The sequence below is a fragment of the Jiangella mangrovi genome (assembly GCF_014204975.1).
GTDB lineage: Bacteria > Actinomycetota > Actinomycetes > Jiangellales > Jiangellaceae > Jiangella > Jiangella mangrovi.
The window spans coordinates 5238612-5262047 of sequence record NZ_JACHMM010000001.1; the positions used below are offsets into that span (position 1 = coordinate 5238612).

The 23436-nt window shown below is 68.1% G+C and carries 27 protein-coding genes and 2 pseudogenes; 20 read left to right on the forward strand and 9 right to left on the reverse strand.

What is annotated here, in order from left to right; all coding sequences use genetic code 11:
• Nucleotides 1-113: 113 nt before the first annotated feature.
• The 3 genes from HD601_RS24260 (at nt 114) to HD601_RS24270 (ending at nt 2001) form a co-directional block, all read left to right on the forward strand.
• Nucleotides 114-491 (forward strand): Rid family hydrolase, encoded by a 378-nt coding sequence (locus HD601_RS24260; protein WP_184826257.1) that lies wholly within the window; start codon nt 114-116, stop codon nt 489-491.
• 569 nt (nt 492-1060) lie between these two features.
• Nucleotides 1061-1423, forward strand: coding sequence for a DUF488 domain-containing protein (locus HD601_RS24265; RefSeq protein ID WP_184826259.1), 363 nt, complete (start codon nt 1061-1063; stop codon nt 1421-1423).
• A 152-nt stretch (nt 1424-1575) separates the two neighbouring features.
• On the forward strand, nt 1576-2001 hold the full coding sequence (locus HD601_RS24270) for a DUF5709 domain-containing protein (RefSeq protein WP_184826261.1): 426 nt from the start codon (nt 1576-1578) through the stop codon (nt 1999-2001).
• Between the two features lie 33 nt (nt 2002-2034).
• Here HD601_RS24270 and HD601_RS24275 read toward each other — a convergent pair whose 3' ends face one another.
• Nucleotides 2035-2676 carry a TetR/AcrR family transcriptional regulator gene (locus HD601_RS24275; protein ID WP_184826263.1) on the reverse strand — a complete coding sequence of 214 codons (642 nt, stop codon included), beginning with the start codon at nt 2674-2676 and terminating at the stop codon, nt 2035-2037.
• A gap of 76 nt (nt 2677-2752) precedes the next feature.
• Nucleotides 2753-4426 carry an aa3-type cytochrome oxidase subunit I gene (gene ctaD / locus HD601_RS24280; protein WP_184826265.1) on the reverse strand — a complete coding sequence of 558 codons (1674 nt, stop codon included), beginning with the start codon at nt 4424-4426 and terminating at the stop codon, nt 2753-2755.
• A 224-nt stretch (nt 4427-4650) separates the two neighbouring features.
• On the opposite strand from ctaD, the gene HD601_RS24285 reads away from it, so the two are divergent.
• Nucleotides 4651-5130: a hypothetical protein gene (locus tag HD601_RS24285; protein ID WP_184826267.1), complete on the forward strand. Its 480-nt coding sequence runs from the start codon at nt 4651-4653 to the stop codon at nt 5128-5130.
• Nucleotides 5131-5139: 9 nt separating this feature from the next.
• Here HD601_RS24285 and HD601_RS24290 read toward each other — a convergent pair whose 3' ends face one another.
• Nucleotides 5140-5772 (reverse strand): TetR family transcriptional regulator C-terminal domain-containing protein, encoded by a 633-nt coding sequence (locus HD601_RS24290; protein WP_184826269.1) that lies wholly within the window; start codon nt 5770-5772, stop codon nt 5140-5142.
• A 175-nt stretch (nt 5773-5947) separates the two neighbouring features.
• Between HD601_RS24290 and HD601_RS24295 the strand changes: the two genes are divergently transcribed.
• Nucleotides 5948-6871 carry a DUF5996 family protein gene (locus HD601_RS24295; RefSeq protein ID WP_184830156.1) on the forward strand — a complete coding sequence of 308 codons (924 nt, stop codon included), beginning with the start codon at nt 5948-5950 and terminating at the stop codon, nt 6869-6871.
• Nucleotides 6872-6898: 27 nt separating this feature from the next.
• On the opposite strand, the gene HD601_RS24300 is transcribed toward HD601_RS24295, so the two are convergent.
• Nucleotides 6899-7393, reverse strand: a complete 495-nt coding sequence (locus HD601_RS24300) for a carboxymuconolactone decarboxylase family protein (RefSeq protein ID WP_184826272.1) — start codon at nt 7391-7393, stop codon at nt 6899-6901.
• A gap of 444 nt (nt 7394-7837) precedes the next feature.
• On the opposite strand from HD601_RS24300, the gene HD601_RS24305 reads away from it, so the two are divergent.
• The 3 genes and pseudogenes from HD601_RS24305 to msrB all read left to right on the forward strand — a co-directional run bounded on the left by HD601_RS24305 (nt 7838) and on the right by msrB (nt 10612).
• Nucleotides 7838-8611 carry an SDR family NAD(P)-dependent oxidoreductase gene (locus HD601_RS24305; RefSeq protein WP_184826274.1) on the forward strand — a complete coding sequence of 258 codons (774 nt, stop codon included), beginning with the start codon at nt 7838-7840 and terminating at the stop codon, nt 8609-8611.
• Between the two features lie 53 nt (nt 8612-8664).
• Nucleotides 8665-10073, forward strand: a pseudogene (locus HD601_RS24310) (NAD(P)/FAD-dependent oxidoreductase).
• 71 nt (nt 10074-10144) lie between these two features.
• Nucleotides 10145-10612: a peptide-methionine (R)-S-oxide reductase MsrB gene (gene msrB, locus HD601_RS24315; RefSeq protein ID WP_184826276.1), complete on the forward strand. Its 468-nt coding sequence runs from the start codon at nt 10145-10147 to the stop codon at nt 10610-10612.
• Nucleotides 10613-10651: 39 nt separating this feature from the next.
• On the opposite strand, the gene HD601_RS24320 is transcribed toward msrB, so the two are convergent.
• Complete coding sequence (locus HD601_RS24320; protein WP_184826278.1) at nt 10652-11287, reverse strand: TetR/AcrR family transcriptional regulator; 636 nt, start codon at nt 11285-11287, stop codon at nt 10652-10654.
• Nucleotides 11288-11430: 143 nt separating this feature from the next.
• Between HD601_RS24320 and HD601_RS24325 the strand changes: the two are divergent.
• The 12 genes and pseudogenes from HD601_RS24325 (at nt 11431) to HD601_RS36285 (ending at nt 19627) form a co-directional block, all read left to right on the forward strand.
• Nucleotides 11431-11954: pseudogene (locus HD601_RS24325) on the forward strand (carboxymuconolactone decarboxylase family protein).
• 81 nt (nt 11955-12035) lie between these two features.
• Complete coding sequence (locus tag HD601_RS24330) at nt 12036-12857, forward strand: isocitrate lyase/phosphoenolpyruvate mutase family protein (RefSeq protein ID WP_184826282.1); 822 nt, start codon at nt 12036-12038, stop codon at nt 12855-12857.
• 60 nt (nt 12858-12917) lie between these two features.
• A complete protein-coding gene (locus HD601_RS24335; RefSeq protein ID WP_184826284.1) occupies nt 12918-13565 on the forward strand; it encodes a nitroreductase family protein in 648 nt (215 codons plus the stop codon).
• Between the two features lie 46 nt (nt 13566-13611).
• Nucleotides 13612-14010, forward strand: coding sequence for an MmcQ/YjbR family DNA-binding protein (locus tag HD601_RS24340; protein WP_184826286.1), 399 nt, complete (start codon nt 13612-13614; stop codon nt 14008-14010).
• Between the two features lie 25 nt (nt 14011-14035).
• Entirely contained in the window at nt 14036-14947 is a 912-nt protein-coding gene (locus HD601_RS24345; protein ID WP_184826288.1) for an NADP-dependent oxidoreductase, read from the forward strand.
• Between the two features lie 265 nt (nt 14948-15212).
• Nucleotides 15213-15542, forward strand: coding sequence for a hypothetical protein (locus HD601_RS24350; protein ID WP_221441267.1), 330 nt, complete (start codon nt 15213-15215; stop codon nt 15540-15542).
• A 26-nt stretch (nt 15543-15568) separates the two neighbouring features.
• On the forward strand, nt 15569-15991 hold the full coding sequence (locus HD601_RS24355; protein ID WP_184826290.1) for a GNAT family N-acetyltransferase: 423 nt from the start codon (nt 15569-15571) through the stop codon (nt 15989-15991).
• A 37-nt stretch (nt 15992-16028) separates the two neighbouring features.
• On the forward strand, nt 16029-16415 hold the full coding sequence (gene trxA, locus HD601_RS24360; protein WP_184830158.1) for a thioredoxin: 387 nt from the start codon (nt 16029-16031) through the stop codon (nt 16413-16415).
• 86 nt (nt 16416-16501) lie between these two features.
• Nucleotides 16502-17659: an MFS transporter gene (locus HD601_RS24365; RefSeq protein ID WP_221441269.1), complete on the forward strand. Its 1158-nt coding sequence runs from the start codon at nt 16502-16504 to the stop codon at nt 17657-17659.
• A gap of 397 nt (nt 17660-18056) precedes the next feature.
• Nucleotides 18057-18284 (forward strand): FitA-like ribbon-helix-helix domain-containing protein, encoded by a 228-nt coding sequence (locus tag HD601_RS24370; protein ID WP_184826294.1) that lies wholly within the window; start codon nt 18057-18059, stop codon nt 18282-18284.
• Nucleotides 18281-18727, forward strand: a complete 447-nt coding sequence (locus tag HD601_RS24375; protein ID WP_184826296.1) for a PIN domain-containing protein — start codon at nt 18281-18283, stop codon at nt 18725-18727. Before HD601_RS24370 ends, HD601_RS24375 begins: the two co-directional genes overlap by 4 nt.
• 372 nt (nt 18728-19099) lie before the next feature.
• A complete protein-coding gene (locus tag HD601_RS36285) occupies nt 19100-19627 on the forward strand; it encodes a Fic family protein (protein ID WP_184826298.1) in 528 nt (175 codons plus the stop codon).
• Here HD601_RS36285 and HD601_RS24385 read toward each other — a convergent pair.
• From HD601_RS24385 to HD601_RS24400, 4 genes are read right to left on the reverse strand one after another with little or no spacing between them, the layout of a single operon-like run.
• On the reverse strand, nt 19608-20300 hold the full coding sequence (locus tag HD601_RS24385) for an MgtC/SapB family protein (RefSeq protein ID WP_184826300.1): 693 nt from the start codon (nt 20298-20300) through the stop codon (nt 19608-19610). The genes HD601_RS36285 and HD601_RS24385 overlap by 20 nt on opposite strands.
• Entirely contained in the window at nt 20297-21256 is a 960-nt protein-coding gene (locus tag HD601_RS24390; RefSeq protein WP_184826302.1) for a pyridoxal-phosphate dependent enzyme, read from the reverse strand. Before HD601_RS24390 ends, HD601_RS24385 begins: the two co-directional genes overlap by 4 nt.
• 23 nt (nt 21257-21279) lie before the next feature.
• On the reverse strand, nt 21280-22983 hold the full coding sequence (locus HD601_RS24395; protein ID WP_184826304.1) for a gamma-glutamyltransferase: 1704 nt from the start codon (nt 22981-22983) through the stop codon (nt 21280-21282).
• On the reverse strand, nt 22980-23432 hold the full coding sequence (locus tag HD601_RS24400) for an MBL fold metallo-hydrolase (protein WP_184826306.1): 453 nt from the start codon (nt 23430-23432) through the stop codon (nt 22980-22982). Before HD601_RS24400 ends, HD601_RS24395 begins: the two co-directional genes overlap by 4 nt.
• Nucleotides 23433-23436: the final 4 nt, after the last annotated feature.

Genomic DNA, 23436 nt, shown 5'->3' on the forward strand with positions numbered 1-23436 from the left:
CTTGACCCGCCCATTGCTGTCAAGCACACTTGACACCAGCCGGCATGCCCCGGCAGCGCACCTGCCGGACTGACAGTGGACAGCGCCGGAGGGGGCGCAGTACTTTGCGACGCGTGCGCGAAGCGATCTCTACCTCGGACGCCCCGGCATCGCCGCTCTTCAGTCAGGCGATCAAGGCCGGCCAGCACATCTACGTGTCAGGGCTGGTGGGCGTCGACGTAGCGACCGGAAAGCCCGCCGGCCCGACCATTCAGGAGCAGACGCGGCAGGCGATCGCCAACTGCGAGGCGGTCCTCCGCGCGGCGGGCGCCACCCTCGACGACGTCGTCGAGGTCGGAATCCTGCTGAGCGATCCGGCGGACTTCCCGGGGATGAACGAGGAGTACGCCAACTGGTTCTCCGACCCGGCGCCGGCGCGCTACGCCGCGAAGCTCGGGGCCGAGATCCCTGGCATCCTCGTCTCGATCCGCATGACGGCGGTCGTCGGCTAGGGCGCGCCTGACGGATCGACGCGTTCTCCTACACGTTCGTGATCAGGTTCCCTCGCGGTCGCTGTGGCGGCGTGAGAAACCCTGATGATCGGAACGGCGACGCAACCCCGGCGGCCCGGAATCGTCTTGATGGATCGTGGCCAGCTGTTGTCGATCATGGAGAAGATCAGCTTCCAGAGCCCTGGAAACCCGCTCTTCTCCATGATCAACCGGGATCCGGGGTCGCGGACCCATTGATCCGTCAGACCGGGGACGTCCTCCCGCACGGCGCGGTGGCGGCGCGAGCGCTCCTGCACGCCGGGGAGCTCGACGAGAGTCCCTGCAGATCATCCCCGTGCTGCTCGGGCAGGGCCGCCGGCTCTTCGACGACATGGCTCCCGAGCACGTCGAGCTCGAGTTGGTACGCACCCTCGAGGGCCCAGACACCACCCAACGGCCGGATGAGCATGTGACAGCCCTGGCGGGTAGAGGCGGGACAGGTGCCGCAACAATGCTTCCGAGCCCGAACACCAGGTGAAGAAGCGCCCGGCTGTTCTGGACGGCGCCGTCGCGGTACGTGGGGAGAGCCGATGGAGATCAGGACGAGACGTGTTTACGAGGGGCAGGGGCCTGCCGACGGGTTGCGGGTCCTGGTTGACAGGTTGTGGCCGCGCGGCCTCTCGAAGGATGCTGCCGCCGTCGACGTATGGGCCAAGGAGGTGGCGCCCAGCTCGATGCTGCGGACCTGGTTCGCTCATCGTGAGGATCGGTTCGCGGAGTTCACAGTGCGCTACCGCGCCGAGCTCGAAGAGAACCCCGCTGTCGACGAGCTCATCACCCAGATGCGCCCGCACACGGTGGTGACGCTGCTGTTCGGCGCACGCGATACTCACCTCAACCAGGCGGTGGTCCTGGCCGACTACCTTCGCGGCATCTCAGCGAACTGGCCCTAATGGTCCAGTTATTGACCAGCAGACGGTACGCTGCACGGAACAGGTTGCGCCCCGGACTGCACCTCTCGAACCTCGACGCCGCAGTTCATTGAGTCCAGCCACGGGGCGCGGCGCGCCTGACCACCTGGCCGGAGGGCCGGACCGGAGGAGAGATGATGGACGAATACGTTCCGGGCCTACTGCCGCCGGAGGAGAGTCTCGATGACGAGGAGCTGGGCGACGACGTCGACGGGCCGGGCTACTCGCCGCCCGATCGCCCCATTGGAAGCCTCGCGTGGGGAGTGACCGCCTATGAGGCCAGCATGCACGAGCCCCTCAGCCTCAGGCTCGCCCACGAGGTTCCCGACGTCGGAGCCGAAGAGTTCGGCGACGGGATCGGTGACGCATCGGACACCGCAGGCGAACTGATCGACGACCAGGTCGGATACACGAGAGCGGGCCGGCTCGTCTGGGCAGACCAGGATCCTGGCGACCCGTCGTCGGACTATCGGGCCGAGGACGTCGGCATCGACGGCGGCGCAGCCTCCGCAGAGGAGGCCGCGATTCACATCATCCCCGACGACCCGTTCGACCCGTAGAGCAGGGGTGGATCGCCTCGGTCGGGCCGATCCTCAGGGCGTGCCCTCGGGCAGTCGAAGCTGCGCCAGTGCCATGTCGATCGCGGCCGCCATGGGCGCGACGTCACGGGACGCCTGCGCCAGCAGGTAGCCACCCTGCACAGCCGCCAGGAGACCCATCGCCAGTCGCGAGACGTCAGATTCTTGCGGGATGACACCGGCCTTCTGGAACCGCCGCAGGAGACCTTCGAAGAGTCCTCGCCACACCGAGAACAGCTCGTCGAGCTTCTTCCGCGCGATCGCGTCGTGATCGGCGACCTCGACGACCAGCGAACCCAACGGGCACCCATACCTGCCTTTTCGCAGCACCCCGTTCTCGACGAGGGCGTCTCGCCACCGCGTCAGTTCCGCGAGCGTCGTCACCGTGCTGAGCCGTCGTCGTTCGACCGCGATGGTGCGGTCCCCCACGTGCTCGATGACCGCCCGCACCAGAGCTCGTTTGTCGTCGAAGTGCCGGTAGAGCTGTGACTTGCTCACGTTGCCGGCGACGACGACATCGTCGAGGGTCGTGCCGCCCACACCTTGCACGCGCATCAGCTCCGCGGCCGTGGCGATGATGCGAGATCTCGTCCTCGCGCCACGCGCCGTCAACCGCGAGGCCGCGGACCGGCTCGAGCTCTCCTCCAAGCGGCTCATGCTCAGGCCCTTCCCTCCCGTCGACGAGGCTCATCACGCAGCGTCGAGCACTGCCACGAGTCTCTGATGGCGGCGGTCAGGACGGTGGCATGCTCAGGCCACGTTCCGCGGTCTCGGGGTGCTCGAGGTCGAACGCGGGCCGCTCGCTGCGGATCCGCGGCAGCGACGTGAAGTTGTGCCGCGGCGGCGGGCAGGACGTGGCCCACTCGAGGGAGTTGCCGAAGCCCCACGGGTCGTCGACCTCGACCTTCGGCGCGAGCCGGGTCTGCCACACGTTCCACAGGAACGGCAGCGTCGACGCGGCCAGCACGAAGGCGAACACCGACGAGAACTGGTTCAGGAAGGTGAAGCCGTCGCCGGGCTCGTAGTCGGAGTACCGGCGCGGGAAGCCCTCCACCCCCAGCCAGTGCTGGACCATGAACGTCCCGTGGAAACCGATGAACAACAGCCAGAAGTGCACCTTGCCCAGGCGCTCGTCGAGCATGCGCCCGGTGAACTTGGGCCACCAGAAGTAGAACCCGGCGAACATCGCGAACACGACCGTGCCGAACACGACGTAGTGCAGATGTGCCACGACGAAGTAGGTGTCGGACACGTGGAAGTCCAGCGGCGGCGACGCCAGGATGATGCCCGTCAAGCCGCCGAACAGGAACGTCACCAGGAAACCGATGGAGAACAGCATCGGTGTCTCGAACGTCAGCGACCCCCGCCACATCGTGCCGATCCAGGTGAAGAACTTGATGCCGGTGGGGACGGCGATGAGCATGGTCATGGCCGCGAAGAACGGCAGGTTCACCGCTCCGGTGACGAACATGTGGTGCGCCCACACCGCCACCGAGAGGGCTGCGATGGCCAAGGTCGCGAACACCATCTCCCTGTAGCCGAAGATCGGTTTGCGGCTGAAGACCGGGATGACCTCGGTGATGATGCCGAAGAACGGCAACGCGATGATGTAGACCTCGGGATGGCCGAAGAACCAGAACAAGTGTTGCCACAACACCGCACCGCCGGACGACGGGTCGAAGATCAGCGTGTTGAGGTTCCGGTCCGCGAACAGCGCGAACAGCGCGGCCGCGAACAGCGGGAACGCGATCAGCACCAGGATCGACGTCACCAGGATGTTCCAGGTGAAGATCGGCATCCGGAACATCGTGACGCCGGGTGCGCGCATGCACACGATGGTCGTGATGAAGTTGACGGCGCCGAAGATGGTGCCGAAACCGCCCATCGCCAGGCCCGCTACCCACAGGTCACCACCGACGTTCGGACTGTAGACGGTGTTGTGCAACGGCGCATAGGCGAACCAGCCGAAGTCGGCCGCACCACCCGGGGTGATGAACCCCGCGCACACGATGAGCCCGCCGAACAGGAACAGATAGAAGCTGAACATGTTCAGCCGCGGGAACGCGACGTCGGGCGCGCCGATCTGCAGCGGCACGATGATGTTGCCGAAACCGATGAACAACGGCGTCGCGAACAACAGCAGCATGATCGTGCCGTGCATGGTGAACAGCTGGTTGTACATCTCGTCGCTGACGACCTGACGCCCCGGCGAGAACAGCTCGGCCCGGATGAACAGCGCCAGCACGCCGCCGAACAGGAAGAACCCGAACGACGCGATCAGGTACATGTAGCCGATGATCTTGTGGTCGGTGGACGTCATCCACCGGACGACCACGCTGCCCTTGTCCAGGGGCTGCACGGCCGGCTGAGACCCGGGCAGCGACTGCCGGTTCGCGATCGAGCTCATTCGTTCGCCTCCACGGCACTCACGGGGCGCCCGGACTCCACCCTCAGGCCTCGCGTCCGGTTGCTGCCCACTGTTCCAGGCACCAACGTACCTGGACTAGATAGTCCATAACAAGACCGCCCCTGGCGCACCATCGCCCCATTTCGCCGGTCGGCTATGGGTGTCACCCTGGTGGACTGTAACGTCCATCCCAGTCAGGAACCTCGACACAGGGAAGATCGATCATGGGCTCTGAAGACGACCGTGGTGAGGGTTCATCGATGGGCCGAGATGGCTGCGCCGACGTCGAGGCTGCCGACTCGCCCGGCGATGCCCTGACCTGGGGAGGATCAACACTGCGCGGCCTGGCCTCGATAGAGGATCTGGTGCGTTGGCGCGATGAGGTCGTCGGCGTGCACCGACGCATGATCCTCAACGCATCAGCGGTACACGACGCGACCCACCGCGGGTGCGACGGCGACGGGTCGTCGGCGGCGCGTCCGGTCGCGCTCTCCGCACTCGTGACGTTGTTGACGGCCGGCTTCGACCGGATGCGGGAGAACGGCGAACTGGCCGCCGACACGGATCCGGCCAGACTGGCGACGAGCTTGGCGGCGGCGTTGCAGGGCGGATCGCTGCTGGCGAGAGCCAGCCGGGACATCACCCAGCTGGAGGCAGCGCTCGACCTGGCGCTGAGTTGTGTTCGATCGCGTTCTGCCGGGTAACCGCGGCGATCAGGAGTCCGAGACGAAAGTCCTGACGTGATCGAGCGCCAGGTCGAGCGCAGTCTCCATGGGTGCGATGTCATGAGCAGCCTGGGCGAGGAGGTAGCCGCCCTGCAGCGCTGCCATCAGCCCGGTCGCGAGCTTCCGAGGGTCGGCGTCGGCGGCCAGTGTCCGCGCCTCCTGCATGCGGCGCAGGCCGGCTTCGATGAGCCCTTCCCACTCGCCGAAGGTCTCTGCCAGGGCCGATCGGGCGACGTCGTCCTGGTCGGACACCTCGACGGCGAGCGAGCCGAGCATGCAGCCGTGCGCGCCCTTCTGCAGAGCGTTGCGCTGGACGAGAGCGTCCCTCCACCGCAGCAGCCCGTTGAACGATCTGAGGCGTAGCAGCGCGGCCTGCTCGCGCTCGATGATCTGCTCCGCGCGCAGTGCGACCACGGCGCGCACGAGCTGCTCCTTGTCGGCGAAGTGGTGGTAGAGCTGGGACTTGCTCGTGCCACTCGCCGCGCGGACCTCGTCCAGAGTGGTCGAGCTGACCCCTTTCACGTACATGAGCTCGGCCGCGGCCGCGATGATGCGCTGCCTCGTCGCCGCCCCGCGCGGCGTCAGCCTCGGCTCCCCTTCGACACTCCCTGACCTGGTCACAGGGGTAAGGCTACCGGCCTGGAGGAGCGGCGCCGGTGCACCGATCCTCCATCTGACCAGACGCAAGACTCGATGACGGAGACCTCGGTCGCGACAGATTGGACCTCAGGGACCACTTGGTGTTCGCTCGACGGCTTGACATCGCACATGTGCACGGACGCAGACTGACGACATGATGGCGGAGCAGAGCACCGATCTGGGCGCGACGTGGCCTCGGCTGAAGCTCGCGGACTGGGCAGACACCAGAGATACGCTGCACCTGTGGACCCAGATCGTCGGGAAGATCCGCATGGCCCACGCGCCGATGGCCAACCACTGGTGGCACGTCACCCTGTACGTCAGCGCTCGCGGCCTGACCACCTCGGCCATCCCGTACCGAGGCGGCACCTTCGACATCGAGTTCGACTTCGTCGACCACCAGCTGCACATCCGCACCAGCGACGGTAGGCGTCGAGGCGTGCCGCTCGCACCCAAGCCGGTCGCCGCCTTCTACGCCGAGACGATGGACGCGTTGAGCGAGCTCGGGATCCCGACCCGGATCCACGCCGTGCCGAACGAGGTCGACCCGGCGATCCCATTCGCTCAGGACCACGAGCACAGCTCTTACGACTCGCGCGCCGTGGAGCTGTTCTGGCGCCAGCTCCTCCGAGCCGACCGTGCCCTCACGGAGTTCCGGTCGGGATTCGTCGGCAAGGTCAGCCCCGTGCACTTCTTCTGGGGTGCCATGGACCTGGCGTGCACCCGGTTCTCCGGCCGGTCGGCGCCGCCGCACCCGGGCGGTGCGCCCAACTGCCCGGACTGGGTCATGCGCGAGGGCTACTCGCACGAGCTGGCCAGCTTCGGGTTCTGGCCCGGCGGCGGCGAGGAAGGCGCGTTCTACGCCTACGCGTACCCCGAACCCGACGGATACGCCGACCACCCGATCCGCCCGTCGGACGCGTCCTACGCCAACGGCGAGTACCTGCTGCCGTACGAGGCCGTCGCCACCGCACCCGATCCGGACCGCGCCCTCAACGAGTTCCTCGAGACCACCTACAACGCCGCGGCTGACCTCGGCGGGTGGGACCGGGCGACGCTCGAGCACTCGTGGAACGCCTGAGGCGTGTCAGCCGGAATGGCGCAGGCGTCACCCGAACGTCGGCTGTCCGGCGAGGCTGGGGGCGGCGCCTTCGGCCATCTTGAGCCGGGTCCAGACGTTCATGTTGATGACGATCCCGATGATCTCGAGGATCTCCTCTCGGGAGAAGTGCTGGGCGAGCGCATCGTGCCGGGCACCGAAATCGCCGGCCACAGTCGCATCTGCGACACGAGTGATCGCCTCGGTGTAGGCGAGCGCGGCGCGGGCCGCGTCGTCGTGCAGGTCCGTCTCCCACCAGGCGGTCAAAGTGTCGATCACCGCTCGGGGAATGCCGGCTGCGCGGGCTGCCTCGTGGTGGAGGTCGAGGCAGTAGACGCAGTTGTTGATCTGCGACACCCGCAGGCGTAGGAGCTGGGCGAGCTGACGGTCGATGCGCAGGTGGGCTTGGTAGCCGAAGGCGTCGGCGCCGTGGCGGGCGAGCTTGGTCAGGTCTTCGTTGGCCGAGCTGTCGGCCCGGCGGTGGGTGAAGGTGACATCGGTCATCTCGTTGCTCCTGTCAGGGGGTCGGCGATCTGCAGCGAAGGACGGCGGTCACGCCAGCGTCTGGGTCCAGCCCAGATATACCCCAGAATGTGGACCCGATAGTCCCTGTTGCTGCACGCACCGCGAACCGAGGCCGGACGAGGGCACTCCGGGCATCATCGGCTCCGAGGTCGGAGCGGGTCCAGTCGAAAGGCGACCGAACCGCACGGACAAACAGCCTGCGGCCAGCACATATGACCATAGGATCGTGCCGCTCCCATCGTCGAGGCACACCGCCGGACCACGGAGGGGCACTTCGGACACAGGGGTCGACGCAGGCTCCCAGGCCCGCCTGGATCACACGCTGGAGTGGTTCGGAGTGGACTTGACCGACCAGTTCTGTCGCGTCTACGTTCGGGTCGTCCGGCCGGGCGTGCCGGGGCTAGCAGTGAAGGGACGACTGTCATGAGTGAAGACTTCGAGGGCCGCAAGGTCGTGGTCATCGGCGGCACCAGCGGCATGGGGCTGGCCACGGCCCACCAGGTCGTCGCCGGCGGCGGCAGCGCCGTCGTCACGGGCCGAGACCATGGCAAGGTCGAGGCGACGGTGGGCGAGTTGTCGCAGCACGGAAAGGCATGGGGCATCGCGGCCGAGCTGACCGACCGCGACCAGGTGCCCGAGCTCCGCAAGCAGCTCGCCGCCGACCACGCCGACGCGACCCTGCTGGTCAACGCCGCGGGCTTCTTCATCCCGAAGGCGTTCAGCGAGTACGACGAAGCGTTCTACGACTCCTACAACGAGCTGAACCGCGCGCTGTTCTTCATCACCCAGACCGTCGTCGCGGGCATGGTGGCCGGAGGCCGGGGCGGCGCCATCGTCAACGTCGGCTCGATGTGGGCGCACCAGGGCATCGCGGTGACGCCGCACACGGGCTACTCCGTGCAGAAGGGCGGCCTGCACTCGTTCACCAAGGCGCTCGCGATCGAACTGGCCCCGCACCACATCCGGGTCAACGCGGTCGCGCCCGCCGTCGTGAAGACACCCCTCTACCTGGGCTTCGTCCCCGAGGACGAGCTCGATGCCACCGTCGACGGCTTTGCCGGCTTCCACCCGCTGGGCCGGGTCGGCAGCCCGGAGGACATCGCGAACGCGGTGTCGTTCCTGCTGTCGGACAAGGCGAGCTGGATGACCGGCGCCATCGTCGACGTCGACGGCGGCATCATGGCCGGGCGCAACTGACCACGGTCCCTGGCCCGGCCGACCCGCACATGCTCGCGCTCGAGGAGGTGGCGCTGCGGAGGATCCTGATCATCGGCGGCGGCTACGCCGGCTTCTACACCGCTTGGAAGCTGGAGAAGAAGCTGCGGACCGACGAGGCGTCGGTCCGCTCGTCGACCCGCGGCCCTACATGACCTACCAGCCGTTCCTGCCCGAGGTGGCGGCCGGCTCGATCGAGGCCAGGCACGTCGCGGTGTCACTGCGTCGGCACCTTCCGCACACCCACCTGATCGTCGGCAGCGTCGTCCATATCGATCACGCGCACCGTAGGGCCACAGTGCGGCCTGTCGGCGGCACGGAGCAGGACCTGCAGTACGACACCGTCGTCATCACCGCCGGCGCGGTGACCCGGACCTTCCCCATACCGGGTATCGAGGACGAGGCCGTCGGGCTCAAGTACGTCGAGGAGGCCGTGGCGATCCGCGACCGGCTGCTGACGGCGTTCGAGCAGGCGGCCACGTTGCCGGCCGGCCCGGAGCGGCGCAAGCTGTTGACGGTGACCGTCGTGGGCGGCGGGTTCAGCGGCGTCGAGGCCTTCGGCGAACTGCTCTCGCTGGCCACGGCCCTGTTCGAGCACTACCCCGAGCTGAGCGCCGACGAGCTCGGCTTCCACCTGGTCGAGGTGCGCGACCGGATCCTGCCCGAGGTCAGCGACAAGCCGGCGCGATGGGTGGTCGAGCACCTGGAGAAGCGCGGCGCCCGCGTCCACCTCGACACGAGCCTGGTGTCGGCCGTGAACGACCACATCGTGCTGTCCGACGGCACCGAGTACGACAACCACCTGCTCGTCTGGGCCGCCGGCAACCAGAGCAACTCGGTCGTCGCGCGGCACACCGACCTGCCGGTGGACCGGGCCGGCCATTTCCCGGTTCGGGCCGATCTGCGCATCGGCACGCCGTACGCCGCCATCCCGGATGCCTGGGCGGCCGGCGACAACGCCGCTGTGCCCGATCTCGCCTCGGACATCCCCGGTGGCTCGTTCACGGTGCCGAACGCCCAGAACGCGGTCCGGCAGGGCAAGCGGCTGGCCAGGAACATCGTCGCCGATCTGCGCGGCGGCACGGTGAAGCCGTACAAGCATCACAGCCTCGGCACTGTCGCCACGCTGGGCCTGGGCAAGGGGATCTTCCAGTACCGCCTCATCGTCATCAAGGGCCTGCTGGCCTGGCTCATGCACCGCGGCTACCACGTGCTGGCCGTCCCGACGTGGGAACGCAAGGTCCGGGTGGCCCTGGTCTGGTTCTCGGCGCTGTTCTATGGACGCGACATCGTGTCGCTGCTGTCCGTGCAGCACCCTCGGGCCGAGTTCGTCGCCGCCAGCCTCGGCGCCCGTCAGCGGCGCGACGCCGGCGGGCCGATGGCTGCGGACGCGGCCGCACCGGATGGGACGGTCGCGACGGCATCGCGAGAACGACCGTCGTGAGCGTCCATCGACCACACATCGAGTTCGAGATCTCGGCCATCAAGCAGTACGACGCCTGAGAGGTGACCATCGTGTCCCACGACTACAGCAAGAAGCCGGAGGCGCTGAGCCGCCTCACAGAGGACCAGTACCGCGTCACCCAGCAGGACAGGACCGAGCCTCCGTTCCGTAACGAGTACTGGGACCACCACGAGCCCGGCCTCTACGTGGACGTGGTGTCCGGCCAGCCGCTGTTCTCGTCGACCGACAAGTACGACAGCGGCACGGGATGGCCGAGCTTCACGAAGCCCATCGTTCCCGCCGCCGTTCGCATGAAGACCGACCGGTCGCTGGGGATGACCCGCACGGAGGTGCGCTCCGCGGGCGCCGACAGTCACCTCGGGCACGTCTTCGACGACGGTCCCGCCGATGCCGGGGGCCAGCGATACTGCATGAACTCGGCCGCGCTGCGCTTCGTCCCGGTCGCCGACCTCGAGGCCGAGGGCTACGGCGGGTATCGCGTTCTGTTCGACCCTGATGCGAAAGAGACATCATCATGAGTGAGACTCAGGGCCGGCTCGCTGGGTACGTGCCGCTGCCTAGGAGTCGGGTGTGATCGCGAAGCTCTCAACGTGGTCGATAGCCGCCCGCAGGGCGTCCCTGAGAGGAGATATCTCCCGGGCGATCTGGGCGAGGAGCATGCCTCCCTGGAACGCCGCCAGGAGCAGGTTCGCGAGCTGCTCGGGGTCGGCATCGTTGCTCAGCCGGCCGAGCCTCTGCAAACGGGCGAGCGAGTCGCGAAAGATCAGTCGCCACTGCGTGAACGCCTCAGAGAGCTCATCGTGAACGTCGAGGTCGGTCTTGATGATCTCGCTGGCGAGCGACCCGAGGCTGCAACCTTCATGGAAGGCGCGCTCGTACCCGACGTAGAAGGCTGCCCACTTCCGAAACCCCTCGACGTCCTCGAAGGAGTCGAACTCGTCGCCGCGATGGAGCGAGAGGACATTCTCGGCCTGCCAGGCGATCACCGCCAGCACGAGGCTCTCCTTGGTCGGGAAGTAGTGGTTGAGCTGTGATCCACTGACGCCGGCGGCGCGGCGAACCTGCTCGTTGTTCGTCGCGTGAACGCCGTTGCGGTAGATCAGCGCAGCGGTGTGCTCGAGGATTCGGGCGCGGGTGGCCTGCCCCTTCCCCGTGAGCTGGCGAGGCTCGGGCGCTGCCGTCGTGGACTTCATGTTCCCGACCATATCAAGAATGGGCTTGACAACCCAGTCCCGCATGGTGTTGCCTTTCGGAAGTGGGCTACGAAGCCCAAAACCCCCCGGTTGGATACCTGACCCCACTCCCACATGGACTGGAGCTGATTTCCTTGTCGCGCCTGAGCGTTTTCCCTGCTGATGGGCCTTCCGACGACGTGCGCGGCACGCTCGACCAGATCGGCACGCAGTCGGCTTCGTGCCGAACATGTTCACCACCCTCGCGGCGAACCCGGTCGTCCTCGACATCGTCATGACGCTGCAGGCGAAGGCGAACAGGCTCCTGGACGCGAAGACGCGCCACACCATCGCGCTGGCCGTGTCCGAAGCCAACGGCTGCGACTACTGCCTGGCGTTGCACACCGCCGGTTCGCGGCAGGGGGGAATGTCAGTGGAGGACATCGACCTGGCGCGGGCGGGAAGCTCGATCGATCCCCGCCGGGCGGCCGTCGCGCGTTTCAGCCAGCGGGTGATCGAGACGCGTGGACACGTCAGTGACGCCGACCTCGCGGCCGTCAGGGGTGCCGGGTACACCGATCCACAGGTCCTGGCGATCGTGGCGTTGGCGGTCCGCGCCTTGCTGACGAACTACCTCAACAACGTCAACCAGACCGACGTCGACATCCCCGCTCCGGTGCGGGCATGAGTGCCCGCCGCTCCCGCGAAGACACCAGCCCGGCCGGCCCAGCCCTCGCCACCCTGATCGATCACCCGGGAAAGGAACGAGATGTCCGGCTCCGAGCTCTATGAGAGGTTCATGGCGCTGCACGCCCGCGAGGGTGGCCTCGTCATGCCGAACGCCTGGGACGGCGTGTCGGCGTTGATACTGGCCGATGCGGGCTTCGAGGCGATCGGAACGTCGTCGGCGGCCCTGGCGGCCACGCTCGGCCGCATCGACGGACGTCACAGCGTCACCGGCGAAGAGCATCTCGATCACGCACACCTGCTCGGCCGGCTCACCGGACTGCCCGTCAACGGCGACTTCGAGGACGGCTACGGCGAGACCCCGGGAGACGTCGCCGCGACCGTGGACAGCGCCGTCACGCGAGGACTTGCCGGCATCGGGATCGAGGACACCACCGGGAACCCCGATGGCCCGATCCGCGACTTCGACGACGCGGTCAGCCGCGTCCGCAGCGCCGTCACCGCGGCGAAGCGACGCATCGTGATCACCGCTCGCACCGACAACTTCATCCAGGGACGGCCCGATCTCGACGACACCATCCGAAGGCTGACGGCATTCGCCGAGGTCGGTGCCGACGTGCTCTACGCACCGTTCCCGCCCGACCTCGAGTCCCTGGTCGCGATCGTCGCCGCCGTCGCTCCGACGCCGATCAACGTCCTGATCTCACCGGCCGACCAGGTGCTGACCGTCACCGAACTGCAGAAGGCAGGGGTCAAACGCATCAGCCTGGGCCCAGCGCTCTACACACACGCGATGGGCGCTCTCGAACAAGCAGCCAAGGCGCTGCTGGCCGGCGATACCGCGACCGCAACGACAGGCATCAGCTTCGACCGATTGAGCGAGCTCCTCGCCCGCGAGCCCTAGTTCCGACCGACATCATCCTGCAGCCCGCCAACCCGTTGGCACACGAGAAAGCAGAATGAGATGAATCTCGACGAGCTCATGAGCAAGCACCTGAGCCGGTACTTCGACGGCAGCAAATCGATCCCCGAGGAGACCTTCCAGCAGCTGCTGAGGTTCCTGCGCTCCGCCCCCACGTCGACGAACATCCAGCCCAACCACTTCTACGTTCTCGCCACTCGAGAGGGCAAGGAGCGGCTCGCCGCCAACCTCGGCGAACGGTTCCAGGACAACGCCGAGAAGATCCTCAACGCCTCGCACACGATCATTTTCACCACCCGTGCCGATGTGCCCGAGCACCACCTCGAAGCGGTGTTCGCCAAGGAGCGGGCTGACGGCCGGTTCCCAGATCAGACGAAGCAGGAGCGGTGGGAATCGATGACTCGCGACTTCGTGAACCTGCGCAACTACACCTACAAGGACACCTACCACTGGATGGAGAAGCAGACCTACATGGTGATGGGGCTGACGATGATGGCCGCCGCCGAGCTCGGCGTCGAAGCCATGCCACTCGAGGGCTTCGACCCCGTCACCGTCGACAAGGCCTTCAAGATCCGCGAGTCCGGACACACCACCACCGTGCTGCTGGCGCTCGGCTACCCCGACCTGGAGAAGCAGTACAAGACCCCGGTCTCGCGATTCGAGCCCGACCGGCTGTTCACCTTCGCGTGACCCTCACCGGCCGGGACATACCGTTCGATCGAGGAGGTGATCAGTCATGGACGGGCAAGAGCTGCAGAAGGTTGCGAACGCGTCCGCGCTAGAACTGCCCGACGTCACGTTCGAACACCGTGTCGGCCCGAACTGGGAGGTCTACAAGGTGCACGGCAAGGTCTTCATGCTCATGACCGACATGCCGGGACACCCCGTCGTGATCCTCAAGGCCGACCCGAACGAAGCGGTGTCACTACGAGAGCAGTACGCAGAGATCACGGCCGGCTACCACATGGACAAGAAGCACTGGATCACGGCAGAAGGCGGCACGAGCCTCGACGAGGACCTGGTGAGGCAGCTCGTCACCGACTCCTACCGGCTCGTGGTCGCCAGACTCCCTCGATCCTTGAAGCCAGTCATCCCGGCACATGGCCCGTCGCCTGAAACGCGAAACACGGACTGACATGGTCGATGCAGAAGGAGAAGTCATGATCGGACTCGGTGTTCGCGCCCCCGACGGCGAGCTCGAACTCCTCGAACTTCCGGATCCCCGCCAGCCTGGCGCCGGCGAACTCGTCCTGGAGGTGCTCGCCGCCGGCATCGGACCGTGGGATGCCCTGCTCCACACGGGCGGATGGGACGTCGGCCTCGCACCGCCCGCGGCCCTGGGCGTCGAGGCCATCGGCCGCGTCACCGCGACCGGCCCGGACGAGACGCAGTTCCGCCACGGCGACCTCGTGCTGGTCCACGAGGCTCCCCTCCCCGGCGGTAGCGGCACCTGGGCAGAGCACGTTCTGGTCCGTTCCGGCCACGCCGCACGGCTGCCCGAGAACCTGGCTCCGGCCATGGCCGCGGCACTGCCGGTTGCCGGGCTCACAGCTCAGCAGGCCTTGGACGAGCTCCAGGTCGATGCCGGCACGCGCCTGCTCGTCGTCGGAGCCTCCGGCCCCACAGCGTCACTCGCCGTTCAGCTCGCTCGCCTCCGGGGTGCTGACGTCGTCGCCGGCGCAGGACCCGTCCACGCCGATCAGCTCCGAGCCCTTGGGGTCAGCGAGGTCATCGACACGCATGTCGAAGGCTGGGCGCAGAAGACCGGTCGACGATTCGATGCCGTCCTCATCGCCGCAACAGGGACCGCCGAGGACGCGATGGGGCTCCTCACCGACGGGGGGCGACTGTGCTCCATCACGTCGGACGCTCCCGACCCGGTTCGCGGAATCACCACGTCGGACCTCTATGTACAGCCCGACGGAACCGCACTTGGTGAACTCGCCGCACGCGCCGCCGCCGGCGAACTGAGACTCGACATCAAGACGACCCCGGTGAAGGACGGCGTCACGATCGCCAACCAGGTCGCCAGCGGCCGCTCCGGCGGGATCAAGCACGTCCTCCAGTTCTGACGCCGGATCATCGACGGCGGGCGTGCGACGACGCCCGCGACAGTGCCTGGAATGGACTTGATAGTCCATGATGCGGCCGACTGGTCAGCCGTGATGGACGGCATCCAGCCCGCTTAGGTGCCGAGCAGATCGTCTCGGATCGGCCGGGTACATTTCACAGCGGACCATATCGTCCTTAGAGTAGAGCTCACAGAGTGTTCCGAGTTGGTCGCCAGTGTGACGTGACAGCGGCGGCCCATGCTCTGTCCGATGTCTGGAGAGTCCGATGGACCAATTGCCCTCCGGTGGGGACGTTGCCGATGGCCAGCCCATCGACGCGGCGGACATGATCGCCGCCCTCACCGCCGCACAGTTCGTGTTCGAGGACGGTGCGACGCAGTCGTTCACGGCGGACGGCCGGACGACCTACGTCGAGCGCGGTGCGCCGTCGGCCGGCGAGTGGTCCGTCACCGGTGACGGGACCTTCGCGTCGTTCTGGCCGCCGACCTACCGGGCGACCTACACGGTCCGGTGGATCGTCGAGGACGGAGTGCGAGTGGGCGTCAGCTTCACCGACACCCGCAGCGGAACCCGCTACAACGGCCGATACCAGTAGGTCATACGAGATCTCAGGAGCCCACTATGGCGGACAACGCCGACGACATGGTCACCCTGACCAGCACTGATCAAGACTCAGACGGCCCGGACCAGTCCGGAGCCACCACGTCCGACACCGAAGACATCGTCATCACCGACAACCGAGAGGGCGGCGTCTACGAAGCCACGGTCGGAGGCCGGACAGCCGCAGGGCTCGTCTACAACCAGGTCGGGCATCGGGTCGTCCTGTTGGCGGCCTCGGTGCTTCCCGAGTTCCGGGGGCAGGGAGTGGCCAGCAAGCTCATCGGTGGCGTCCTGGACGAGCTGCGCCGGCAAGGAAAGACCGCCACCGTCTCGTGCCCGTTCACAGCGGCGTTCGTCAACGCTCACCCGGAATATGCCGACGTCCTCGACCCCGAGCTCCCCGGCTCCCACACGACCACGCCCGGACAGGGGCGTGGGCATTGAGCAGGCCCGCCCGCGCCGGATCAACGAAAGGAACGCCATGAGCACGATCGAACTCACCGACGACACCTTCGAGAGCACCATCAGCGGCAACGACATCGTCATGGTCGACTTCTGGGCCTCCTGGTGCGGTCCCTGCCTGCAGTTCGCCCCGGTCTTCGAACGGTCTTCGGAGGCCAATCCCGAGATCGTTCACGCCAAGCTCGACACCGAGGCCCAGCGGCGTATCCCCGCCGCCGTGGGGATCACGGCGATTCCGACCCTGATGGTGTTCCGTGAGGGTGTCCTGGTCTTCAACCAGGCGGGAGCCCTGCCCGCCGCGGCTCTGGCGCAGGTCGTCGATGGTGTCAAGGGCCTCGACATGGATGAGGTCCGCAAGGAGATGGCCGCGCAGAGCAACGAACGCGGCGACGAGACCACGCCGTAGGCTCGATGCCACACGTGACTCCGGCGACCACCCTGGGCCGCGGGGACAGAACGCTCCGGCTGACGTTCGTGTCAGCGGTGGTCTCGATGGTGGCCGTGTTCGCCGCAGTGGGCTCGACGATCCCTCTTTTCAACATCTACCGAGCCGAGGACGGGTTCACCAACTCCGGCATCTCCTTGACCGTCGTCGCCTACTCCGCCGCTACGCTCAGCTCACTGCTGGTGCTGGGACGACTGTCCAATCATGTGGGCCGACGGCCCACCGCGATCGCCAGCCTCGGACTGCTCGTCCTGGGTTGCCTGCTGCTCTTGGACGTTCACGACATCGGCATCCTGATCGCAGGTCGGCTGCTGATGGGTCTCGGCGCCGGGCTGGCCAGCAGCAGCCTCACCGCCTACATCGTCGACGCCGCGCCGGCCAGGCCGACCTGGCTGGCCTCCGTCGCTTCCAGTCAGACAGTCATGCTCGGTCTTGCCGTAGGCGCCATCGGCTCCGGTGCCTTGGTCCAGTTCGGCCCCTGGCCACGTGACCTCGTCTACCTGGTCGTCGTCGGTCTGCTCCTGCTGTCCGCCGCACTCGTCGCCATCAGCTCGGAGACCGTGACTCCGGTGCCGGGCGGATGGCAAGCACTGCGCCCCGACGTTCGCGTACCGGTCCGAGTCAGGCAGCTGCTTCCCGTCGCGGCCGCAGTGCTTCTGGGCACCTGGGCGACCGGGGCCTTCTATCAGGCTTTCGTTCCGGCGCTGGTTCAGGATCAACTTCACACCAGCAGCTCGTTCGTCCTTGGATTGGTGTTCGCCACCTACATGGGTGCCAGCGCTCTGGGCGCTCCCCTTGGCGGCCGGTTCTCACCAGCAGTGGCGCAGCGTATCGGCATGATCGCCTTCCTGACAGGATGGATCGGCATCGTCACGGCGATCGCCTCTGGCACATTGCCGTTGTTCATCGCCGCTACTCTCGTTGCGGGAGCCGCTCAGGGCATCGCCATCAGCGCCGCCACCCGCGGCCTGCTGCTCGGCAGCTCTCTGGCCGACCGCGCACCGATCTTCGCCGTGGTCTATCTCCTCAGTTACAGCGGCGCCACCTTCCCCAGCCTCATCTCCGGCCAGCTTTCCCACACGTTCTCACTCCCGCAGATCGCAGCCGGATACGGCGTCCTTGCCCTGATCACCACCCTGGTCACGGCCATCGCTGCACGTAACCCGACGACCGATATGCCCCGCCCGGGCCGTCTGGGCACCTGAAGCACTCGCGCCCGCGCTACCGCTTTGAGAGGGCGGCGCGCCTTTTCAGACGCCATGGGCGCTGACCTGCGTCAACGCGGCAGGCCCATGATCGCTTTGAAAGACTTGGACACGCATTCGCCATGGGATGCCCGACGACGATCGTCGACCGTCGCAGCTGGCCGCTAAGTGAAGCCTGGAACTGGTCGACCCCCAGTCACCAGCGCCTCCTCGGCGTAACGACCAATCCGAATCTCGCCCACCCGGGCCGGGGTCGAGTCGCTGCAGGTCAGGAGTCCAAGGACGTTGGACTGAACCCGACTGGCCCCGCCTCACGAGCAAGACCGAGGAGCTGCGTGGTTGCCGCCACTGGCCGCAAAGCGATATCATCATCGTGATATCTCAGAAGGTGGTCACCATGGAGCAGATCCTGATCCGCAACCTTCCGGCCGGCACCAAGGCCGCGCTTCGCGCGCGCGCCGCACAGCATCACCGATCGGTCGAGGCGGAGGCCCGCGAGATTCTCGCCCACGGTCTTGAGCGTGAGCCCGTCACGATCGTCGACCTGCTCAGCACGGACGAGGGCGCCGACATCGAGTTCGAGCCCGACCGCCTGGGCCTCGCCGCACGAACGCCTGAGCTATGAGGTTCGTCTTGGACACGAACGTGGTGTCCGCGCTGCGAGTCCGAGGACGCAATCGGTCGGTGGAGGCATGGGCGGCGTCGATCCCCGTGGCCGACCAGTTCGTGACAGCCACGACCATCGCTGAGATCGAGCGCGGAGTCGTCGCCAAGGAGCGGTCCGATCCAGCTCAAGGAGCGATCCTGCGCCGGTGGTTCGACGAGCATGTCCTGCCCACATTCGCAGGCCGCGTGCTGCCCTTCGACCTGGCGGCCGCGCGGATCCTTGCCGCCTACCGGGTTCCCGAGCACGCGCCGTTCGACGACGCCCTCATCGCCGCCATCGCACAGGCTTCCGAGATGACCGTCGCGACACGCAACACCAAGCACTTCGAACCCCTCGGCGTCCAATGCCTCAACCCATGGGACGCGCCCACATCGGACCCGACCTCGACGACAGCGCGCTAGACGCCGACCGTGGGCTCGATCCACATGTGGTGCGTCATTCCGCGACTGGACGCTGTCAGGACGCGACCGGCGTGGCGCCCACCTGCCCTAGACTGGATCGTGCTGGTCGATCACGGGAGGGACGATGGCAACGCGTACGGTCGACGCGAATGCGATCGAGCGGTGGGCCCTCAGGGCCGCTGCTGCCTCTGCACGTCTCGAGCATCGCGAAGTGCCCGAAGGTCACGTCCGCTCCCGTGAGGTCGAGAAGTTCCTCGAATCGACCCAGCCAACAGCACCAAGGGCCTGATGTCCTTCGACCCTGAGTACGGCGAGACGCTCGTCGCCTAGGATGACCTCGAGTCCTGACGGAGCAGGGCGGTGCGGTGGTCGGTGACCCTGTCCGCAAAGCCGACGTGTACGACCGGATCTGGACGTGGGCCGGTCGTCATCGACGCCTGGAGACCAACGTCGGGGTTGCACCTGAGCAGATCGCTCCGGTCGCGTACCGATGTCGACGACCTGCGTTGGCGATGGCTACACACGACGGACCTGACTCCTCGCGTACTGGGCATCACCTTCCACGCGATCGTGGTGCACATTCATCCGTTCTTCGACGGCAACGGCCGCACGACCAGGCTGCTGGCCGACCTGGCGTTGCGGCCACCCAGGAGGGTGATGACCTTCTTGAGCAAGACTGGGACGTCGACCGGCGGCAGCGCACGCAATCGCAGCCCCACTCGTCACCGCACGGGGGGCGGCCGCAGTAGCGGACAGGCTGGCCAATCACATCTATGGACTATGCGAATGGCAACCGATTCCGACCGAGGTGGATCCCGCTTTGCGCCCTCCGTCCTGACCCAGCGGCATCCGAACTCCTGCCTCGACCACCATCACAAGGTCAGTCCTGGTTGCAGGTGACGGAGCGGACCTCGGGGCGGCCGCGGAGCTGAGCCAGCAATTCGCCGATGGCCTGCTGGTGCGGCGCGCGGAGGCGGATCTCCACCCGGCGCAGACCGTCAGGCGTGGACAGGTCGGTGTCGTCGTCGACGATCTGGATGGAGCGCAGCCGCAGGTCGAGGTCGTCGAGGGCGCGGATGAGCGGCCCCAAGGTGCCGTGGCCGCGCCGGTACTCGATCGCCACCACGTCGCCGGGGCGGCGAAGGCGGGCCGCAAGCCGTCGGACCACCCGCAGGGTGCACAACAATCCCACCACCAGAGCCGCCGCAATCGCGGTGACGGCGTAGGAGCCGGCCGCAGCCGCCAGGCCGAGGGCCGCGGAGATCCAGAGGGTGGCCGCCGTCGTCATGCCGCGGACGGAGGCGCCGTCGCGGAGGATGGCGCCGGCGCCGAGGAAGCCGATGCCCGACACGACCTGTGCGGCGACGCGGGCGGGGTCGGTGTTCGGGCCGGGGTTGGCGTCGGCGAAGCCGTAGGCGCCGGCGATGGTGAACAGGCACGATCCGAGCGCGACCAGGGTGTGGGTGCGGAAGCCGGCGCTGTGCCCGCCACCGAACTCTCGCTCGAGGCCGAGGGCGGCCCCGGAGACAGCGGCGACGACGAGACGCAAGGCCAGTTCGCTCAGGTCCATCATGCACCGCCGAACAGCCGGGCGAAGGTCGCGGCGTCGACGTTGCCGCCGGAGACGATCACACCCACCCGGTGCGGCAAGGGCCGGACCCGGCCGGCGAGGAGCGCGGCCAGGGTGGCGGCGCCGGCCGGCTCGACCACGATCTTGAGTCGTTCGAAGGCGAGCCGCATGGCGTCGCGGATCTCGTCGTCGGTGACGAGCACGATGTCGTAGACCAGCCGCTGAACGACAGGGAAGGTCAGCTCGCCGGGGGTGTCGGTCGCGATGCCATCGGCGATGGTCCGCGGCACCGGGATCCGGACGCGCGTGCCCGCCGCCAGTGATCGCCGGGTGTCGTCGCCGGTCTCCGGCTCGACGGCGATCAGCCGGATGCCGGGACACATGGCCGCCGCGGCGACGGCGGAGCCGGCCATCAGTCCGCCGCCGCCGATGGGAGCCAGCAGGGCGTCGAGCGGTCCGGTGTCCTCGAGGAGCTCGAGCGCGACGGTGCCCTGGCCGGCCATGACGTCGCGGTGTTCGTACGGCGGGATCAGGGTGCGGCCCTCGGCGGCCGCGATCTCGTCGGCGACGGCGGCGCGGTCGCCGGTGTAGCGGTCGTACTCGACCACCTTCGCGCCGTACGCCTCGGTGGCCGCACGCTTGATCGTGGGCGCGTCGCTGGGCATGACGACCACTGCCGAGGTGCCGACCAGTCGGGCCGCGAGCGCGACCGCCTGGGCGTGGTTGCCCGACGAGTAGGTGACGACGCCGCGGCGCCGCGGGGCCTCGTCGAGGCCGGCGATCGCGTTGTAGGCGCCGCGGATCTTGAACGAGCCGGCGCGCTGGACGTTCTCGCACTTCAGGTACACCTCGGCGCCGACGAGGTGGTTGATCGCGGTGGATGTCAGGATCGGCGTCCGGTGCGCGACGCCGGCCAGCCGCCGGGCGGCCTGCTGGACGTCGCCCAGGGCGATGGGCACGGTTCTCCTCTCGAAGAGTGCGGCTAGTAGGCGAGGGCGATGCCGTCACGCCGCGGGTCGGCGCCGCCCAACAGCGTCCCCGTCGACGGATCGACGACGACACCGTGGGCGCCGCCGACGGCCGGGTTCCACGGCCCGATCCGCTCGACCGCGTGACCGAGCCGACTCAGGTCGGCATAGACCTGCGACGGGAGCCGGTCCTCGATGACCAGCCGGGTCCCGTCGAAGAGCCGGAACCGCGGCCGCTCGACGGCCGCCTGGACGTTGTCGCCGTGCTCGATGAGGTTGAGCAGCAGCTGCGGGGTGGTCTCGAGGATGCCCCAGGAGCCGGGGGTGCCGAGGGCGGCGAACGGCCGGCCATCCCGCCACACCTGGGGCGGAGCGAGGCACATCTCGACCCGCTTCCCCGGGGCGATAACGTTCGGGCTGGCCGGGTCGAGGTCGAACCAGTGGGCGAAGTTGTTCATGACGATGCCGGTGGACCCGTAGACCACGCCTGACCCGAAGCCCTTGACCGGGCCGCCGCCGATGGTCTGGGTGCAGGACACCAGATACCCCTCGGCGTCGACGGCGGCGAAGTGGGTCGTGGACTCGCGCATCGCGTCCGCGAAGCTCCCGGCCCGCACCGCCGTCGGGTCTCCCGCGCCCACGAACCGGACGCCGTCGGTCGTCGCCGCTCGGGCCGGGTCGATGGCGGCCGCACGGTACCGGGCGTAGGCCGGTGTGAGCAGGCCCTGCCAGGCCTCCCCCGGCGCGACGGTGTGAGCGATCCGGTCCGCGCGCGCCAGCTTGAACGTCTCGGCGAGCAGGTGCACGTACTCCGCTGATCCCCGCTGCAGGCCCGAGAGGCCGGCCGACTCCAGCATCGCCAGCGACTGCAGGTACTGCAGCCCGCTGCCGGGCGGACGGGGGCAGTAGACCCGGTGGCCGCGGAACGACACCGAGACCGGCCGCTCCCAGTTCGGCTCGAAGGCCGCGAGGTCGACGTACGAGAGCAGTCCTCCGTGCGCGGCCGAGAACTCAGCCAGTGCCTCTGCGATCGGCCCTCGGTAGAAGGCGTCGGCGCCGCCGTCGGCGACGATCCGCAGGGCCCGGGCCAGGTCGGGCTGGCGCAGCAGCTCTCCGGGCCGGGGCGGCCGGCCGCCGGGCAGGAACACCTCGGTCGTCGACGAGTACGGCGCGAGGCTCGCCGACAGCCCGGCGATGACGCCGCTGAGGTAGTCCGACACCGGGAAGCCGTCCTCGGCCAGCCTGATCGCCGGCGCCAGGACGACGGAACGGTCCAGCCGTCCGTGCCGCTCCAGCGCGGCCAGCCAGCCGCCGACCGCGCCCGGCACGAGTGCGGACCGTATCCCGTGGTCCTTCGAGCCGGGCTCGATGAAGGCGTCAGGGGTCGCGGCCGCCGGGGCGCGGCCCACGAAGTCCAGCACCTCGGGTTCGGTCGCGCCGGGTGACGCGACGAGCAGGTAGCCGACTCCCCCGAGCCCTGAGCTGTTCGGCTCCACCACGGCGAGCGCGGCGGCCACGGCGACGGCGGCGTCGACGGCGTTGCCTCCGGCCCGGAGCATGTCGAGCCCGGCCAGCGAGGCGGCCGGGTGGGCGGACGCCACGGCGCCGAGCCGGCCGGCCGCGACGCCGCGGTGCTGGCTGCCGTCGCCGGCGGTCGAGGCCCGCCTCGGGTCCGTGCCGTCACCCCCGGCCGCCTCGGAACTCCTGGTCGCGGTCACAGCACGAAGGTCGCGTTCTCGGTCGCGATGTCGGTCACGCCGCCGAACCGGGCGGCGGCGATGCGGAGGCGTTCGACGTTGTCGGCGTCGTCGGACCCCAGGTGGCACAGGACCAGCCGGTCGGCGCCGGCGCGCTGGGCGAGCTCACCGGCGTCGCGCGCGGACAGGTGCCGTGGCGCCTCGTGCGCCGGCAGGTCGCGCGTGTAGGTCGCCTCCAGCAGGACGAGGTCGGCGTCCTTGCAGTGCTCGACCAGCCCGCCGGTGAGTCCGGCGTCGCCGCTGTATACGAGGCTCGCGCGGCCGTCGGTCACGCGCGCGGCGAAGCAGAGCTCGGAATGCTGGGTCTCGGCGAAGGACAGCTCCAGGTCGCCGACGTGGACGGTCGTGGCGTCGTCGTACTCCTCGATGTCGAAGACGCGGCCGAACCTCGTCTCCGCCGCGGGACGCAACCGC

Coding starts and splice junctions, on each gene's coding strand:
- HD601_RS24265 (WP_184826259.1), top strand. CDS start 1,061: ATGGAGATCAGGACGAGACGTGTTTACGAGGGGCAGGGGCCTGCCGAC.
- HD601_RS24270 (WP_184826261.1), top strand. CDS start 1,576: ATGATGGACGAATACGTTCCGGGCCTACTGCCGCCGGAGGAGAGTCTC.
- HD601_RS24275 (WP_184826263.1), bottom strand. CDS start 2,676: ATGAGCCGCTTGGAGGAGAGCTCGAGCCGGTCCGCGGCCTCGCGGTTG.
- ctaD (WP_184826265.1), bottom strand. CDS start 4,426: ATGAGCTCGATCGCGAACCGGCAGTCGCTGCCCGGGTCTCAGCCGGCC.
- HD601_RS24285 (WP_184826267.1), top strand. CDS start 4,651: ATGGGCTCTGAAGACGACCGTGGTGAGGGTTCATCGATGGGCCGAGAT.
- HD601_RS24295 (WP_184830156.1), top strand. CDS start 5,948: ATGGCGGAGCAGAGCACCGATCTGGGCGCGACGTGGCCTCGGCTGAAG.
- HD601_RS24300 (WP_184826272.1), bottom strand. CDS start 7,393: ATGACCGATGTCACCTTCACCCACCGCCGGGCCGACAGCTCGGCCAAC.
- HD601_RS24305 (WP_184826274.1), top strand. CDS start 7,838: ATGAGTGAAGACTTCGAGGGCCGCAAGGTCGTGGTCATCGGCGGCACC.
- HD601_RS24320 (WP_184826278.1), bottom strand. CDS start 11,287: ATGAAGTCCACGACGGCAGCGCCCGAGCCTCGCCAGCTCACGGGGAAG.
- HD601_RS24330 (WP_184826282.1), top strand. CDS start 12,036: ATGTCCGGCTCCGAGCTCTATGAGAGGTTCATGGCGCTGCACGCCCGC.
- HD601_RS24335 (WP_184826284.1), top strand. CDS start 12,918: ATGAATCTCGACGAGCTCATGAGCAAGCACCTGAGCCGGTACTTCGAC.
- HD601_RS24340 (WP_184826286.1), top strand. CDS start 13,612: ATGGACGGGCAAGAGCTGCAGAAGGTTGCGAACGCGTCCGCGCTAGAA.
- HD601_RS24345 (WP_184826288.1), top strand. CDS start 14,036: ATGATCGGACTCGGTGTTCGCGCCCCCGACGGCGAGCTCGAACTCCTC.
- HD601_RS24350 (WP_221441267.1), top strand. CDS start 15,213: ATGGACCAATTGCCCTCCGGTGGGGACGTTGCCGATGGCCAGCCCATC.
- HD601_RS24355 (WP_184826290.1), top strand. CDS start 15,569: ATGGCGGACAACGCCGACGACATGGTCACCCTGACCAGCACTGATCAA.
- trxA (WP_184830158.1), top strand. CDS start 16,029: ATGAGCACGATCGAACTCACCGACGACACCTTCGAGAGCACCATCAGC.
- HD601_RS24365 (WP_221441269.1), top strand. CDS start 16,502: ATGGTGGCCGTGTTCGCCGCAGTGGGCTCGACGATCCCTCTTTTCAAC.
- HD601_RS24370 (WP_184826294.1), top strand. CDS start 18,057: ATGGAGCAGATCCTGATCCGCAACCTTCCGGCCGGCACCAAGGCCGCG.
- HD601_RS24375 (WP_184826296.1), top strand. CDS start 18,281: ATGAGGTTCGTCTTGGACACGAACGTGGTGTCCGCGCTGCGAGTCCGA.
- HD601_RS24385 (WP_184826300.1), bottom strand. CDS start 20,300: ATGATGGACCTGAGCGAACTGGCCTTGCGTCTCGTCGTCGCCGCTGTC.